Source organism: Acaryochloris sp. 'Moss Beach' (assembly GCF_021497025.1).
GTDB classification, from domain to species: Bacteria; Cyanobacteriota; Cyanobacteriia; order Thermosynechococcales; family Thermosynechococcaceae; genus Acaryochloris; species Acaryochloris marina_A.
Genome location: NZ_CP071717.1, coordinates 3,122,669 through 3,138,279 on the forward strand (window position 1 = coordinate 3,122,669; position 15,611 = coordinate 3,138,279).

At 47.8% G+C, this 15,611-nt stretch carries 13 protein-coding genes and 1 pseudogene; 5 read left to right on the top strand and 9 right to left on the bottom strand.

Going from position 1 to position 15,611, the window contains the following annotated elements; genetic code table 11:
* Positions 1 to 52 precede the first annotated feature (52 nt).
* A complete protein-coding gene (locus tag HRE53_RS14740) occupies positions 53 to 1,507 on the bottom strand; it encodes an ammonium transporter (protein ID WP_235111118.1) in 1,455 nt (484 codons plus the stop codon).
* A 433-nt stretch (positions 1,508 to 1,940) separates the two neighbouring features.
* Positions 1,941 to 3,394: pseudogene (locus tag HRE53_RS14745) on the bottom strand (ammonium transporter); the annotation flags it as partial.
* Positions 3,395 to 3,776: 382 nt separating this feature from the next.
* On the opposite strand from HRE53_RS14745, the gene HRE53_RS14750 reads away from it, so the two are divergent.
* The gene (locus HRE53_RS14750) at positions 3,777 to 4,640 is read left to right on the top strand and encodes a Tab2/Atab2 family RNA-binding protein (RefSeq protein ID WP_212664100.1); all 864 of its coding nucleotides are present in this window, start codon (positions 3,777 to 3,779) and stop codon (positions 4,638 to 4,640) included.
* A 54-nt stretch (positions 4,641 to 4,694) separates the two neighbouring features.
* On the opposite strand, the gene HRE53_RS14755 is transcribed toward HRE53_RS14750, so the two are convergent.
* The gene (locus HRE53_RS14755; RefSeq protein WP_235106995.1) at positions 4,695 to 6,293 is read right to left on the bottom strand and encodes an endo-1,4-beta-xylanase; all 1,599 of its coding nucleotides are present in this window, start codon (positions 6,291 to 6,293) and stop codon (positions 4,695 to 4,697) included.
* 77 nt (positions 6,294 to 6,370) lie between these two features.
* On the opposite strand from HRE53_RS14755, the gene HRE53_RS14760 reads away from it, so the two are divergent.
* The 4 genes from HRE53_RS14760 to HRE53_RS14775 all read left to right on the top strand — a co-directional run bounded on the left by HRE53_RS14760 (position 6,371) and on the right by HRE53_RS14775 (position 10,583).
* Positions 6,371 to 8,989 carry an O-antigen ligase gene (locus HRE53_RS14760; RefSeq protein WP_235106996.1) on the top strand — a complete coding sequence of 873 codons (2,619 nt, stop codon included), beginning with the start codon at positions 6,371 to 6,373 and terminating at the stop codon, positions 8,987 to 8,989.
* A gap of 70 nt (positions 8,990 to 9,059) precedes the next feature.
* Positions 9,060 to 9,365 (top strand): DUF4342 domain-containing protein, encoded by a 306-nt coding sequence (locus tag HRE53_RS14765; protein WP_212664103.1) that lies wholly within the window; start codon positions 9,060 to 9,062, stop codon positions 9,363 to 9,365.
* Positions 9,366 to 9,377: 12 nt separating this feature from the next.
* Complete coding sequence (locus HRE53_RS14770; RefSeq protein WP_212664104.1) at positions 9,378 to 9,818, top strand: T3SS (YopN, CesT) and YbjN peptide-binding chaperone 1; 441 nt, start codon at positions 9,378 to 9,380, stop codon at positions 9,816 to 9,818.
* Between the two features lie 90 nt (positions 9,819 to 9,908).
* Positions 9,909 to 10,583: a murein L,D-transpeptidase family protein gene (locus HRE53_RS14775; RefSeq protein ID WP_235106997.1), complete on the top strand. Its 675-nt coding sequence runs from the start codon at positions 9,909 to 9,911 to the stop codon at positions 10,581 to 10,583.
* Between the two features lie 154 nt (positions 10,584 to 10,737).
* Here HRE53_RS14775 and HRE53_RS14780 read toward each other — a convergent pair whose 3' ends face one another.
* From HRE53_RS14780 to HRE53_RS14805, 6 genes are all read right to left on the bottom strand, one after another.
* Positions 10,738 to 11,214, bottom strand: a complete 477-nt coding sequence (locus HRE53_RS14780) for a hypothetical protein (protein WP_235106998.1) — start codon at positions 11,212 to 11,214, stop codon at positions 10,738 to 10,740.
* A 182-nt stretch (positions 11,215 to 11,396) separates the two neighbouring features.
* A complete protein-coding gene (locus tag HRE53_RS14785) occupies positions 11,397 to 13,061 on the bottom strand; it encodes a hypothetical protein (RefSeq protein ID WP_235106999.1) in 1,665 nt (554 codons plus the stop codon).
* 427 nt (positions 13,062 to 13,488) lie between these two features.
* On the bottom strand, positions 13,489 to 14,271 hold the full coding sequence (locus HRE53_RS14790) for an SMI1/KNR4 family protein (protein ID WP_235107000.1): 783 nt from the start codon (positions 14,269 to 14,271) through the stop codon (positions 13,489 to 13,491).
* Between the two features lie 129 nt (positions 14,272 to 14,400).
* The gene (locus HRE53_RS14795) at positions 14,401 to 14,691 is read right to left on the bottom strand and encodes a hypothetical protein (RefSeq protein ID WP_235107001.1); all 291 of its coding nucleotides are present in this window, start codon (positions 14,689 to 14,691) and stop codon (positions 14,401 to 14,403) included.
* On the bottom strand, positions 14,654 to 15,052 hold the full coding sequence (locus HRE53_RS14800) for a SpoIID/LytB domain-containing protein (protein ID WP_235107002.1): 399 nt from the start codon (positions 15,050 to 15,052) through the stop codon (positions 14,654 to 14,656). Before HRE53_RS14800 ends, HRE53_RS14795 begins: the two co-directional genes overlap by 38 nt.
* Positions 15,045 to 15,488, bottom strand: coding sequence for a hypothetical protein (locus HRE53_RS14805; RefSeq protein ID WP_235107003.1), 444 nt, complete (start codon positions 15,486 to 15,488; stop codon positions 15,045 to 15,047). Before HRE53_RS14805 ends, HRE53_RS14800 begins: the two co-directional genes overlap by 8 nt.
* Between the last annotated feature and the right edge of the window lie 123 nt (positions 15,489 to 15,611).

The following is a 15,611-nucleotide window of genomic DNA, read 5'->3' on the forward strand; positions in this document are numbered from 1 at the left end:
ATGAATGATCAGATTCAGTAAACCCAGTTTATAGGTTTAGCACAAGAGAGTTTTATGACTCTTTGAGGAATCCACTGTAGGCTTCCATGCCATGTTCGCTGATATCGAGACCCTTGATTTCTTCTTCTTCAGGAACGCGTAGGCCAGCAACCGCCTTGATGATGGCCCAAGTAACCGCTGCAGTGACCAAAGTGAACGCACCGACTGCAAAGATGCCAACGATTTGAGGAATCACTTGCTCAAACCCACCCCCGAGGATTAACCCCTTCGCAGGACCGCCGCCTTCGCCATAGATGAGACCATCCGGTCCTTGGGAGAAGAGGCCGACTGCCAGAGTACCCCAAACACCGCAAACGCAGTGAACAGAGATAGCACCAACCGGGTCATCAATCTTCAAGCCATCAATGATAGTGACTGCAAACACAACAATCACCCCAGCAATCAGACCAATCACTGCCGCCCAAGGCACAGTCACCCAAGCACAAGGAGCTGTAATACCAACCAGACCAGCCAAGATACCGTTGATGATCATCGATAAATCAGGCTTTCCCAGGTAGAACCAAGCAGTGAACGTCGCAGCAACGCCACCAAAAGCAGCCGCAATATTAGTCGTCAACGCCACATGAGCAATGGCAGAACCATCACCGACACCCATAGTGGATCCTGGATTAAAGCCAAACCAGCCCAACCAGAGAATCAAACAACCCAAAGTCGCAATACTCATATTGTGACCAGGCATGGCAGTTGCCCCAGTTTGGGAATAGCGGCCTAACCGAGGTCCGAGGAAAGCTGCGCCGACAAAAGCTGCCCAGCCGCCGACCGAGTGAACCACAGTAGAACCGGCAAAGTCCCAAAAGCCCATGCCAGCTAACCAACCGCCACCCCAGATCCAGTGACCAGTGATAGGATAAAGCACCCCAGTGAGGACCAAGCTAAAGATCAAGAAAGAAACAAACTTGATTCGCTCAGCTACAGCACCAGAAACAATCGTGGCCGCTGTACCGGCAAACACGAGTTGAAAGAGGAACTTAGCAAAGAGGGGAACCCCTGTCCAGTTCAAGGCGCTAAACACACCTTCATAATTGTCGATAGCTGGGCTATTATCAGCCCCACTGACAAACCAACCTGTCGTTCCTAAGATAGGATTGCCGTCACCAAACATTAAGCCAAAGCCAATGGCCCAGTAAGCAATGGTGGCTAGGGCAAATACAACTAAGTTCTTCGCTAGGATGTTGACGGCATTTTTTTGCCGACAGAATCCAGTTTCAAGCATGCCGAATCCAGCATTCATGAAAAAGACGAGAAAGGCACAGAGCAGAACCCAGACCGTGTCCAAGCCAACGGTGAGGGTTGCTGTGGGGTCAGGGGGTGTTGCTTCTTGAGCAACGGCCGCCACGGACCAGAATAATAAAACTATTGCTGTCATTGGCAAGCATACTTGCCAAGCAGGAGATAAGCGTTTTTTGCGCTTGAGGTTTTTTGACCTCGATTTAATAGGCTTAGACATCACCACAATACGTTTCCTAGATAAACGATGGACAACCAATTGCTCTAGTAGTTGATTTAGATGGGGACATCGAAACCATGACTAAATAACAAATTAAGGGCCATCTTTGAATGATTACTTAAGTGATAGTTGGGGCTTGAATGGACCGAACTCTCTTCGGGGTTCTAATCTAATCGATTCAACAGTGCTAGGTAATGTAGTTCTGTATTTTTGGATACATTTTTTCTTCCGTGAGAGAACTTATGGCTTAGCTAGGCCAGTCCATTGAAGCCTCAATCATAAAATATTCTCTACCCTAGCCTTAGATGCAAAAGTGGGCATTTATAGTTTGGATATATTCACAAAAGGCCCTGGTTAATACCAGGGCCTTTTGTGAATATATGCTTTTCAACCTCTAATGTCAGAAATGCACTAAATAGGTCTTAGAGAATCGTTAACGCATCATTGAGGGAGCGCGGCTACCTTGAACCTGAGCATCTTTGAGGAATCCACTGTAGGCTTCCATGCCATGTTCGCTGATATCGAGACCCTTGATTTCTTCTTCTTCAGGAACGCGCAGGCCAGCAACCGCCTTGATGATGGCCCAAGTAACCGCTGCAGTGACCAAAGTGAACGCACCGACCGCAAAGATGCCAACGATTTGAGGAATCACTTGCTCAAACCCACCCCCGAGGATTAACCCCTTCGCAGGACCGCCGCCTTCGCCATAGATGAGACCATCCGGTCCTTGGGAGAAGAGGCCGACTGCCAAAGTACCCCAAACACCGCAAACGCAGTGAACAGAGATAGCACCAACCGGGTCATCAATCTTCAAGCCATCAATGATAGTGACTGCAAACACAACAATCACCCCAGCAATCAGACCAATCACTGCCGCCCAAGGCACAGTCACCCAAGCACAAGGAGCTGTAATACCAACCAGACCAGCCAAGATACCGTTGATGATCATCGATAAATCAGGCTTTCCCAGGTAGAACCAAGCAGTGAACGTCGCAGCAACGCCACCAAAAGCAGCCGCAATATTAGTCGTCAACGCCACATGAGCAATGGCAGAACCATCACCGACACCCATAGTGGATCCTGGATTAAAGCCAAACCAGCCCAACCAGAGAATCAAACAACCCAAAGTCGCAATACTCATATTGTGACCAGGCATGGCAGTTGCCCCAGTTTGGGAATAGCGGCCTAACCGAGGTCCGAGGAAAGCTGCGCCGACAAAAGCTGCCCAGCCGCCGACCGAGTGAACCACAGTAGAACCGGCAAAGTCCCAAAAGCCCATGCCAGCTAACCAACCGCCACCCCCAGATCCAGTGACCAGTGATGGGATAAAGCACCCCAGTGAGGACCAAGCTAAAGATCAAGAAAGAAACAAACTTGATTCGCTCAGCTACAGCACCAGAAACAATCGTGGCCGCTGTACCGGCAAACACGAGTTGAAAGAGGAACTTAGCAAAGAGGGGAACCCCTGTCCAGTTCAAGGCGCTAAACACACCTTCATAATTGTCGATAGCTGGGCTATTATCAGCCCCACTGACAAACCAACCTGTCGTTCCTAAGATAGGATTGCCGTCACCAAACATTAAGCCAAAGCCAATGGCCCAGTAAGCAATGGTGGCTAGGGCAAATACAACTAAGTTCTTCGCTAGGATGTTGACGGCATTTTTTTGCCGACAGAATCCAGTTTCAAGCATGCCGAATCCAGCATTCATGAAAAAGACGAGAAAGGCACAGAGCAGAACCCAGACCGTGTCCAAGCCAACGGTGAGGGTTGCTGTGGGGGGCAGGGGGTGTTGCTTCTTGAGCAACGGCCGCCACGGACCAGAATAATAAAACTATTGCTGTCATTGGCAAGCATACTTGCCAAGCAGGAGATAAGCGTTTTTTTGCGCTTGAGGTTTTTTGACCTCGATTTAATAGGCTTAGACATCACCACAATACGTTTCCTAGATAAACGATGGACAACCAATTGCTCTAGTAGTTGATTTAGATGTAGAGACTTCAGCCATTCCTAAACGTTGGATACTAAAGCAATTAAACGATCTAAAGAAGATAAGCCCGATCGGTAAAGCAAATTGGATAGGGGTTCACCCAACCCACTGATTTAATCGATTCAACAGTGGTAGAGGTCGCAGTTCTGTATAGAGTGATACATTTCTTTCTGGGTAGAGAACAGAGTAACCTGAAAGAAGTTGATCAATAACATCTTGGGGTTTCTCACCTAATTCCCCAAAACTTTACACTGATAAAGCATCTAGGGTTTGACATTAATATGAGTAAGGTTTGGGAAATCGATTTTTATTCGCGCCCTATTTTAGACGAGCAACAAAAAAAAATTTGGGAACTACTGGTTTGTGATTCTCAACGAAACTTTGAATTCACCAAAGTCTGCTCTGGTTCCCAGGCTAATGCTCGCTGGTTACAAGAATCATTAGCCGAAGCTTTACCCCTATGGCGGCAACAAGGGAATTATGGTGAGCAAGACTTTCCAGAAAGAATCCGCTTTTTTCGGCGTTCGATGAAGAGTATTATTCCGCGGGCCTGTGAAGCCTTGGAAATTCCGGCTCAGCCGAGTCGGAGAACTTTTGCCGTGTATCAGTGGCTTTGCGAACGGGAGCAGACCGTCTACCCTCAGCATCCAGGATATCAACCGATGATGGCTGCGCCCATGGTATTTGAGCCCACTTTGCCTAAGCCTTTACCGGATGCTTTACAAGGAGAGGGGTGGCGTCTAGTAACGCTTCAACTCAGTGCCTTTGCCGACATGGACGAGTGGGATATTGCTTTTGGGGATAAAATTCCTTTGGCACAGTTGAATCTACCACCAGAGACCGAAATTCCTGGACTGCTGATTTTCTCGGAACGCTCTACCCCACTTTCTGGCTGGATGTCTGGTTTAGAACTGTCCTGCCTGAAGCTGGAAATGGATCCTAAACCTCAGTTGCTTTTAGAAACAGGACTCAGCGATCGCTGGGTGATTGCCTATCTGAATGACGACAAATTAGTGGCCGAAATTCAGGGATTTGAAAAGACGAAGCAGGCGGCTCAACAGGTTCATTTTGTGGCAGTGCAATCTTCTCCTGATTCTGAGCAATTTGCTGGGTTCTGGTTAATGCAAGAAATGACGGCTGCTTAATAACGTGTTTTCCCCTGGTGTTGCCAAAGATGCAGGAATTTCTAAAGTTGCGCTTTAGGCACCTAGGGCTAACCAACGTTTCTGCAGGGTGTTCAGGCGAAGATACGCTAGCTTGGCCGAAAAATCTGATTTGAGTAGCCCACCATGGGGCCAGAAACCGCCATCTGCGAGATCCCACCAAGTTATGGCTTGGATGTAGGATTTGCTGTAGCACAAGGTATAAAACTGTTCTACCCAATCAGCTTGGATATTTTCATTCCAAGGTCCATGCCAGAGTCCAGGAGGATCGGGAAAGGGGGTATTCTCAGCCCGAGTGGTGTTAGAGGAGACCCCTAGCTCTGTGATGTGAATGGGTTTGCCAAGCTGGCTAAACCGCTCTAAGAGTCGGTTAATCTCAAACATGTCTTGATTGGGGTAATACAGCTGCATACCGATAATTTCGAAGGGAATATTGGTTTTAAGACAGGTTTGGAGGTATTGGTAGGCACTCTGTAACGGGGGTTGGTGAGGCCCCCTGGCAATATACTCAGCCCACTGGCAGCAGGTATTGATGATGCGTTGTGCATTGGGATGGCCTTCGATTGTGGCAAGCGCTGCAAGCTGAGTCATCTCTCGCTGCTGTTCGGCTGAGAAATTGAGGGTGTTGGCCCAGTCAATATCGTGGGCCTCGTTGATGATGTCGTAGTAGGGAATACGATCGCAATATCGTCCCGTAATCTCCCCCACGCGCTGACGCAGCAAATCTTGGAGTTCTGCATAGGGTTTGTCTTTGGCCCAGACAGGGAGTCCAGCCTCATGAAACCAGACCAGGGGGTGCCCTTTAGGGGTAATGCCTTCGGATTCCAGCCAATTCACCATCTCATCGGTTTTAGCAAAATTGGGTTTTCCAGCTTCTGGCTCAAAGAAACGCCAGTAAAAGGGCAGGGTGGCAAAGTTAAACAGCTGTTTGAATCGGCGATCATAATCGGCCCCCGCTGTAGGGTGGCGAAAGAAATTGCAGCCAAACAGAAAATCAGGTCGATGACCTCGCTGATTAATTTGATGCTGGGCGTGGGCAAAGACGGCCGATTCTCCTGCCCATAAACCTTCTCGTAGAGACTCATTAGCCAAGGCAGCCATGGCTTTGGGGCTGTCAGCGGCTTGGGCTTGCTGGAGGTAAGCCTCGGCTTGCTGAAGCTGCTCTGTGATGGCAGGGGGACATTGAAAGCCTTGTTGTTGCCACGCTGCGATCGCAGTCCGAACCCGATGTATCCGCGACTCGGCACAAGCCAAATTTAAGTTCAGGGGAAAATCCGCTGGAGTATAGCCTCGACCTTTGTTATCGGCATAGAGGGCAACATTACCAAACCCTTTCACCGCCAGATAAAAAACAATTGCAAACGGAACAGATGGGGGTGTGGTCCACAGAACACCTGAGTTCACTTGACGGGGAGGATTGGGCATGGGTTCATCCTCTAAGGTGAGGAAAAACGTTTGGTTGAAGACCTTTGCAGGCATGGGTTTACCCGCAGATGTCCAAGCCTGCAGCTTGATTTGATCAGTACCGGTAGGGACCTCTGCTCTAGAGGTATCGGGTCGCGAAGAGCCCAGGGCGAGTAGTGCTGCCGTTCCTCCTGTTAACGTTAAAAACTGCCGTCGATCGATTGCTGTCATTTATTGCCCCCCATTGTGAGTTGTCAGCTAAAGTTAGCGATCCGGGTAATCTGACTGCAAGGTACCCAATATTTGTAATGGCCATATCCTCAGACTCACAATTTGATGATCTGATCCCCTCTTCTGCGGATACAGAAGCGGCTACCCAGTCGCGATCGCTCCTCGGTATTCTCTGTCTAGGGTTGTATTTTCTATTCACCCTCATGCCGGACAGCCACAGCATTATGGTGGCGTGGCCCTGGGTGTTTGTATGGCAATTGGCCTGGCTTTGTCCCGTCCTTTGGTTAGTGGGACAGCTCTGGCAACGTTCCCCCATCCCTCGTTTACAGCAAGGGCTAGATTGGCTCGCTGCTTTGGCCGTGATTGGCCTGCTTCTATCGACAATTTTGGCCGTATTTCCCAACCAAGCGCGTTGGTACACGGGAGCTGCCCTGGGTGGGATAGCTGCCCTTTACTGCATCAATGCCTGGGCACAAACACCCTTGCGCCGTCAGCGATTGCTGGTGACCCAAGGGATAGTGAGTGTTGGTTTCATTGTCACTAGTCTGTTTCTGTGGGTGAGCCAGACATTATTGCCAGAGTTGAATCGACTCCAATCTCTTCAACAAGTAGGAGTGCAAGCCAGCTATAACTTCTCAACCTTAGAACTGCGCAATTGGGCTCCCTTTGGTCATCAAAACTATGTGGCTGGCTATTTAGTTCTGGCCCTGCCACTTTTATTTGGACTGGGGTGGACCCATCCTCGTTGGCGATGGTGGTGGTTTGGCAGCTTTGGGTTAGGCCTGATCGATCTCTACACCACTAGTTCTAGAGGAGGTTGGTTAGGGCTTTTGGTGGCCGGTGTCTATTTGGGACTTGCACTCTTTCGCCAACAGGGACTGAACCGTCGCTGGTTAATGGGTGGAACCTTTGCCAGCCTGGGAATTGTTTTCGTTTTAGTCCTTGCTAACAATCGCCTCAGCAGTCAAATCAGCAATTTCTTGCAAGGCCGTTCCGGTGGAGATATGGCCTATCGACTGATTACCCATGTGGCAGGTTGGAAGATGGGGCTGCAACAACCTGTGACGGGTATGGGACCAGGAAGTGTGCCCTTGGCCTATCAGGCCTATCGACCTTATTGGGCGGGCTTAGAAGCAGAACATGTCTATCAGCTCCATGGAACTTTGCCGCAACTCTGGGCCGAGCTAGGTTTAGGGGGGATTGTCCCTTTTGTTCTCTTGGTGGCGTGGCTGGTTTGGCAAGGTGGGCGATACATTACCCGAGCAGCAACACATCAATCTAATTTATTGCCCCAAAGTTTGCTCGCTGGGCTTTTAGGCTACAGTTTTGTTTCCCTCACGGACTACCAGTTAGACAATATTGGCATTAGTGGTTTCATTATCATTAGTCTGGGTTGCCTCGCTGGCTTTATAGGTACTACTAGCGAGATAAGTCCTGCTCAAACCAATGCGTCTGGTAGGCCTATAAGATCAATGGCAGGTGTTCTTCTAGGGATTGTCTTGGCCTTTGGAATATCGGTCATGCCCATCCATGCTGCTTGGCAGTTGTCTAACCAAGGATTTGCCGCTTTAGATCAGCAAGAGATCGACCAATTTCGCCAGCGCCTGGGAGATGCCCAAGCTAAGGTCTCATGGGATCCTTATTATTCCTACCAGTTAGGATGGAACTTGGGAGAAATGGGATTTAAAACAAAGGATCCCAAGTTACGAAATTATCTGATTCAAACGGCTACTCAGCATTTTATCCAAGGCAATCAGGCGACTCCTGATCAAGAATTTGGCCATACCAATTTAGGGTGGCTTTACCTACAGATTGATCCACAGAAAGCGACCCAAGAATTTGCCCAGTCTGCAGAATTAGTGCCTGCAAAACGAGGGGTCTTTTTTGGTTTGGGTCTGAGTTTATTAGGTCAGGGCCAAACGGATCTCGCCGTGCAAGCCATGACCTTAGAATGCCTGCGCAATCCCATTTGGATCACGAGTCCCGCTTGGAAGTCACCCCCCTTGCAGTCTATTTATGCTCCGGTCCTTGCTAACTTAGAGCAGAGCTATGACCAATTGCTCCAAGGGCATCAGCATTTGGATGATTTGAATACCCATCTCCATAAAGGTCGAGGCAGTTTGCAGTGGTGGAGCGGCGACTTCGAGGGGGCTCAGGCCGATCTCGACACCTATGGTAGTCCCCTCAGTCGAGCTTTGGTAGAGGTGGCTCAGAGTAAGTCAGGGGATCCCATTGAGATTTCTCCAGAATTATCGAAGGCCTCTCGCAATATCATCCAAGCTTGGGCCACGCCGGATCAACGAGCATCATTGTTGACTCAGGCCTGGCAGAGGGGAACTGGTACGAAAGAGACGAAGCAACTAGTGCAAATTACTTTAGACAGTATGCAGAAGGCTCGAATCTTCCAAGAATGGTTACAAGACTATCCCATCGTGCGCAAATACCATCGACAACGATCTGGTTTTGGGGTTTTGAGTCGTCATACTGATGGTCCTAATCCGACAGACTTTTTTCTGGTCATTGATAATGTAGTTATGACCGAAATTTTTAATGACATGATGCCTGTGCCTGAATATTTCCCTGATTTAGATCGGGCCTTGCAAGAGCGCCGTAATGCTTTGTTGTCAGAGGTTGAAGCCATATCAGAGAATGCTATGCTGACCTCATCGCTGATTCAAAGTGGTGCAATGGATTAGAACCATCTCATCCTCTGTTGCAATCTGTAAACCTAATTTTTAATTGCGCTATTCTTCGGAGAATAACCCCATGAGTGAACCCAGCGATCAGGTCCCTATGAAAGATGCCACCCCTAGCGATCCTAATCGGGTTGAAGAATTCAAACTCAGCAGTGGCTCAGTGATGGATAAGGTAAAAGAGCTTGTCAAAAAAGGTAATGTCCGCAAAATTATCATTAAAACCGATGCCGGACGTTCCTTAATGGAGATTCCCCTTTCCGTAGGCATGGGGGTTGGCGCTGTCGGCATCATCACCGCTCCCTTATTGACCGTGTTGGGAGTCGTGGGTGTTTTCGCAGCACGCCTTACTATTGTTATAGAGAAATCGCTGGAATAGTTAAGGACTGGAATGGAATTTCAAACGCAAGCTCAGCAAGAGTGCCACACCAAAGTTGCCGGTTGGATGGACAAACTCTTTGAGCAAATCCCTTGGGAGAAACTAGATGAGCCTGGTTTTGGCCTGTTTATGGGCTCAGCATGGGTGGAGGTGCGCGTTTATCCCTGGCAAGAAGATAGTGTCATCAATATTCGCTCTACCGTTGTCTCAGGTGCGAAGATGGCTGCTGATTTGCAGGCTCATCTATTGCGTGAAAACGCAGCAATGCGGTTTGGTGCTTTTTCTGTGAATGATGCAGGTGACATCCTGTTTGAGCATACGATTGTGGGTTCAACTTGTGACCCCAATGAGTTAGAAGCCTCTGTGCATGCGGTCTTGGCTGCTGCCGATAATTACGATGATCAGATTGTTGAGCGTTGGGGCGGGGAGCGAGCTTTGGACCGGAATCCTTGAAGATGGCTCACAAAGACTGTTCGGCCAGTGTCTAACGGCGTGAAGGAGCCAGACATTGGCCGAAAACACTAATATTGATGGAATTGGAACATGAAGCTATCCACTAAGAGACTCCTATTCGCTGGGATTTTCTTGCTAGCTTGTGTGGGCTTATATGGTGTGTTTAGCAAGCTGGGATTAGTTTTTTCCCTCACTCATTTTCCTGAGGTTTTATGTGGTGAAAAGTGTGCTCCTAAGGGATTACATCAGCCTCCCGTGGGCGATGGCCTGATCAATGGAGATCAGGCCATCGCAACCCTCATGAATCTCTCTACCCTAGACTCTGAAAAAATCACCCTTCTGATCGAAAAATCTAAATTTAGACTGACCGTTTACTACGATCAAAAACCCCTCAAGTCCTATCCTGTGGTGTTGGGTAGTGCACCGACAGGAGACAAGTTACGAGAAGGAGATCGCAAAACACCCGAAGGTCTGTTTCAAATCCAAGACAAATATCCCCATCCCAGCTGGTCAAAATTTCTCTGGATTAATTATCCAACCGCCGACTCTTGGCGCAAACACCTGGACGCCAAACGTCAGGGCAAAATCAAGGTTAGCGATACCGTTGGTAGCGAAATTGGTATTCATGGGGTGCCAGTCGGATCGAATCATTTAGTGGATCAGCGTCAGAACTGGACTTGGGGCTGTATTTCTCTCAAAAATCAAGATGTGGATGAGCTATATGGAGTTGTGAGCAAAGGGACTTGGATTGAGATTTTGCCTTAGCTGTATAGAAGGCATCTCTGTCCCTACCAATCTGTTGGCTGAGAAATCTTGAATCCGCTAGCCGTGCTTGATGAATTAGGGGGACAGCGATATTTGTAGGCTGTTTTTGAAGTCAGAATTTGTCGGTTCTTAGACGGACATTTGATGCTTATGGTTAGGTGGTGAAAGTATAGATATATATTTTGTTCGTTTTAGCATCGATACCAATCCAGCCGTGAATCCGTTGGGTGTAAGGACGCAGCTTAAATAATTCCAAGGAAGAATATTCAGCAACATTTACCCACCAATCTGGTGACGCTTGGGGGGCAACATAGTCAGGCTGAACTTTAAGGGGCAACAGCTTACCTCGCCAAGCAGACAAATCGTCGGGTTTGATCTCCAACATGCCAAATGACACATAATCGCTGGGTCCTAACTGGTTGTCCCCAATTTGTTCTTCAAGAAAGTAGGCATTTTGCAATGGGCTGGGGAGCGGCTCTTGCGTGACTAACAGCTTAGTGACGGTTGCAATCCGTTCAGATTTTGGACCTTCTATTTCGCTAACTGTGACAGGAGCAGACTTTGTGGATAACCCCGGCTGGCAGGCTGTGATTAGAATAGAGCCTAAAATCGTTAGTATTTTTTGCCACATCCATCCTGTTCTCCTGGCTGGATTGAGTCACGGGGTATTTGGCCAGCTCAGCACAACCCATCACTCATCCTGTTCTCTCCACGATAACAACAGGAAATTTAATTTTAGGTATAAAGTGCGGTTTTATTAGGTGTCTTAGCTGAAATGATAGGTATGAAATGGGCTTATATTGGCTGTCTAAGTCACTTGCCCAATTCCGCTAGCCGCTTATCGAGCAGCATCAAAAAGGGTTTAATGTGATCTTGATCGGGGGTGTAGTAGAGGTTGGCATTGCCCCGGTCCGTATCCTCCCAAAATTTAGGTTGGGATGCCCGTAAGCGATCGCAGGTTTTCTTAATCCGCTTTCGAAAGGCCTTGTCCCCCAGAACGGCTATATCATCCAGGATGTCGGCGATGATACAGTCCACAAAATCATACTTTTGCTCTTTGAGATAAAACAGAGCTAAACAAATTTGCAGCGTGCGGACGCCACTATTGAGGTGGGGGTGGTTGAGGCTATCTGTTTCAATCGCTGGTGGCCGATCGACGAGTAGCATCTCTCCCAGCAGCTGTTTTTGAATCTCTTCAGACCATTGTTGTTGATGGACTAGCACCAAAATTTTTTTCATCTCGGCTGCCACCACATCCACAATGAAATACATGGCAGAACTGGTCCGACCATAGCCATAGGCTTCATTGCCATAGAGACGCAGGTAATAGAAGCTCTGCCAGGAATGATGGAGGCGATGGTGGGTGACTAGGTTTTCAATAAAAGCCCGATAGTGAAAGGCCAAATTATAGAGATTGCGAGCTTCATTATGTTTGACCCCATGTTTAAGGGCAAACCGGAACATGGTGTTAAAGCGAACAATAATCACCTCTAAGAGCTGGTCATCTTTCAGTTCAATCGCTTTCAGGCCAATATTGCTCATTTCCGAGGCACAGAGCGAGGCTAAATCAAACTCTGAATCATCCAAGAGATGGACATAGATATTCCCCAGGAGGCGAAAGCATTTCTGCTCATAAAACGTTTTGCTCCGTTCTACATCCTCGAATTGATCAATCAGAGTTTTGAAGGAAATATCAGAGCAAACCGTATGCCCCACCTGGAAAAACTTGGGGTTAATGTTGGGCTTTGTGGTGATGAACGTCTGAATCATCAGACTAATATTTTGAATGGCTTGGGCTTTGGGCTCCTTAAAGGTCAGATATTCCAGCAAATTGCCTAATTGATTCAAAGACTCTAGCAGGCGGCGCTGGCATTCTTCTCGATAGGCATTGTTGTGAAGGAGTCGGTTGACGGAAGACCGCCTCAGTTTGTGGATATTGGCAATATGGGTATCTACAATCTTGCGAATCACCGTAATCGGCTGAATGCTTTTCAGGACATAGAAAATATAGGGAAAAGCAATGATGATCGACGCTGGCAAAAAGATATAGAGGTTTAGCATCAGGCTGGCAGGTCTGATGCTGGCTGTGTCTTGGTAATACTTGATCAAGAGAGCATGACTCCCCCCGATCATCAGGAACCAAATGTAGGTCAAGCTCACCCAATCCCGCATGTAGAGTTCTGCAATTTTGGGAATGGTTTGGGCGGCGACGGAGATGGCAATCACCAATGTCCCTAGGGTCAGGGCGATCAGAGATAGCCACACTTCAGGGGCAAAGCCAATATCAAGCGTCTCTAAAAAATTCGGATAAACCAGCCAGATTTGCGTAAGGGTTTGCGTTGAAATAGCAAATAGGCGGGTGCAAATGATATCGATGGAGATAAATCCCGCCAGCACCGTTAGAAAAGACAATAGGGAACGGTGCTTAGAACCGAGGGCAATGATTCGATGCAGCAGATAAAGGATTTGTAGATCCACGGGTCAGCGGAGTCTCCTTTAAACGACTATCCGCTCCCAATCGGAACAAACTGTTTAGCAAAGCTAGGGCAGTCTGAAAAATTGGGAGCGGTCTAGCGGATCATTCAAGTTAAAGTCTGACTGCCGAAAGAACTCCGACATTAACTACTAGGTAGTTGATCAGAGAACAGTCTCGGCGCACAGCCGACCTAGCTTAACTTGATGACCCTGCATTATACTACTATCTTGCATGGGCATCACCTCCTTAATCCCTGGACGGTTTATTCTTAAACACATCAAGTGTGGAATGGTTTTAAGATAGCACATCTGGCTGTGGGTGCAACTGTGAAAGCTTAAGATACATCTAGGTATCAGAATGGCTACAGAATTCCAAGCGGGAATGCCTGGATGGGAGTGAGGAAGACATCAAACTAGAGAATGGCTTAAATCATTCATTTGGCTCTATCAGCTCGTCTTTATTAAATGCCTGCGGGATTGAATCTTCTAGCGCTTTCAGCATCGACTCTTCCAGATCTGATAATGACCCATCATGACTCGTTGATAGCAATTGCTGTTTTAATTTAGCTTGCATTTCTGCGGGATTATCCGCATACCGTGTGATGAACCTAGCAAGCTGACGTTCATTCTCTTTGTCTGGGCTCTGAAGTTCCTCAAGCTCAGAAAGAGTAATCAAGCCATACTCGGTGGAGAATGTATAAGCACCTGCATTTAACTGATCTGCAAAGCTAGCTAATAAATCTTTGAATGAGGGAGCAAGAACCTCTTCAGCACCGATCTCGTGCCACATCGTAATCATCTGCCCCAACTGACCTTCTGGTGGCGGATCAAGATCGAGACAGCAGTGATCTCCACCTCTATTGCCCCACAGTGGAATCCATTTGATATTCCACCAATCTGTTTTAATGGGACCCTTTGGCGTACTTTCCTCTTCAAAAAACTCGCCTGACTCAAGTAGATTCTTCCAGCAATCCCACTGGATAACTATTTCCCTCAAAGAATAGAATTCAGGCCAGTCATACCTAAAGCTTTGCAAGCGGCTCATCCCATTGTGAATTTGGTAGGATTCCCGTACATCTTGAGGAAAAGCGACGCCTAAGATCGCTTCTGTATTTCGAATCTCTTCTACTAACGCACCTGGTTGTAAAAGAGACACGATTTCAGGAGCATGAACTAATAAACCTTGGTGAATTCGATCCCAAATGTCTCGCATAAATTTTCATTCTGAAATGAATCAGAAACCTTCTCAATGTCAGAATCAAACCTCATCACTCATTGAAGATGCTCATGAGTAGTTTAGTAGATCAATTTCTCAGTTCACAGATGTAAGACTGAAGATCCTCTAGGAAGAAAACTGCAGCCAAGCTAAGCGAGTGCCGGGATAAAAGTGAGCCAGAATTTGCTGGTAATTATATTGTTGTTGGGCCAACTGATTAGCTCCATTTTGGCTCATACCAAACCCTTTATGAACTTCTCTCACAATTTGATCCGAGGCTGCGTAGAGAGATTCCACCACTGCGCCGTTGTGGGAGAGGACAATGCCTGCGGTTTCTTCGACCGCTGCTAAGGTAGAACCCGTTTCAGTCTCTATGCCTTTATAGGCTTGCCATCGCGGAGTATCCCCCCAGATCAAACAATGGGTTAGCCGGACGTGCAATATGGGCGAGAGCGTAGGAACGGGCGGCAATCGCTTGGGATTTAAGAGCTTCAAGAGGCCATGACGCAGGCATTTCCGAACCTACAACACTATAGAGGTAGGACTCCATATCGAGATGGTTGACGCCTGTGAGTTTGCCGTTATTGGCAATCACCTGGACAGCTCCTCGATACCAACGGCCTGATACATAGACCAAACCCGTTGCCGATTCAGGTTTAATCCACACCACATTGGGGGCACTCTGAGTACCAATCTGAAGCTGCCCACCTTGAGCCATAAAGTTTTCGGCAGCGGCAGGTACTAGTTTTTTGACGGCCTGACCTTGCTGATCAACCACTGCAGCGGGGGGTGGAAGAGCCAATGACTAAGTAGGGGGGATTGCTGTGCGATCGCAACTCGAATCGGAACTCGGGGGGGGACGCTTGAGTGGGTTTTGGAGGTAACGCCAGCACCTTCACCTGATTGGCCTGATATGAAGAGGCCTTGCTCGTAGATTTTGGGAAAGGCGCAGCTGGCTTGGTCTTCGTAGGAGGTGCGGAAACAGGGCTCTTTATCGCTGCACTTGGAGGCGGTTGCGTCGGCACCAAAGTGGTTAACTCTGGTGTTGGAATGACTGGTGCTGAAGGTCTGACGGGTTGAACGCTTGATGTTGATCGGACTGTAGTTTGACGATCACAGCTACCCGCGATGAGCCCTCCAAGACTGATGGTCAGCAATAGAACAGCACTGGGAACAGAGCTGAACCCAAAAATCTTAAATTGAGAGCAAATCATATCAATAGAGATTAAAGATATTCAAAATAAGTCTTTTATCTTCTTTATTCTATCGTTTGAAGCCTTTATCATGATTTTATACGGAGAATTAGAAAAAGAAGAGGTATAGACTTATTCCTAAAG

Excerpts from the sequence above, each read along its gene's own strand:
- HRE53_RS14780 (WP_235106998.1), bottom strand. The coding sequence starts at position 11,214 with ATGTGGCAAAAAATACTAACGATTTTAGGCTCTATTCTAATCACAGCC.
- HRE53_RS14750 (WP_212664100.1), top strand. The coding sequence starts at position 3,777 with ATGAGTAAGGTTTGGGAAATCGATTTTTATTCGCGCCCTATTTTAGAC.
- HRE53_RS14805 (WP_235107003.1), bottom strand. The coding sequence starts at position 15,488 with ATGATTTGCTCTCAATTTAAGATTTTTGGGTTCAGCTCTGTTCCCAGT.
- HRE53_RS14775 (WP_235106997.1), top strand. The coding sequence starts at position 9,909 with ATGAAGCTATCCACTAAGAGACTCCTATTCGCTGGGATTTTCTTGCTA.
- HRE53_RS14755 (WP_235106995.1), bottom strand. The coding sequence starts at position 6,293 with ATGACAGCAATCGATCGACGGCAGTTTTTAACGTTAACAGGAGGAACG.
- HRE53_RS14765 (WP_212664103.1), top strand. The coding sequence starts at position 9,060 with ATGAGTGAACCCAGCGATCAGGTCCCTATGAAAGATGCCACCCCTAGC.
- HRE53_RS14790 (WP_235107000.1), bottom strand. The coding sequence starts at position 14,271 with ATGCGAGACATTTGGGATCGAATTCACCAAGGTTTATTAGTTCATGCT.
- HRE53_RS14760 (WP_235106996.1), top strand. The coding sequence starts at position 6,371 with ATGGCCATATCCTCAGACTCACAATTTGATGATCTGATCCCCTCTTCT.
- HRE53_RS14770 (WP_212664104.1), top strand. The coding sequence starts at position 9,378 with ATGGAATTTCAAACGCAAGCTCAGCAAGAGTGCCACACCAAAGTTGCC.
- HRE53_RS14740 (WP_235111118.1), bottom strand. The coding sequence starts at position 1,507 with ATGTCTAAGCCTATTAAATCGAGGTCAAAAAACCTCAAGCGCAAAAAA.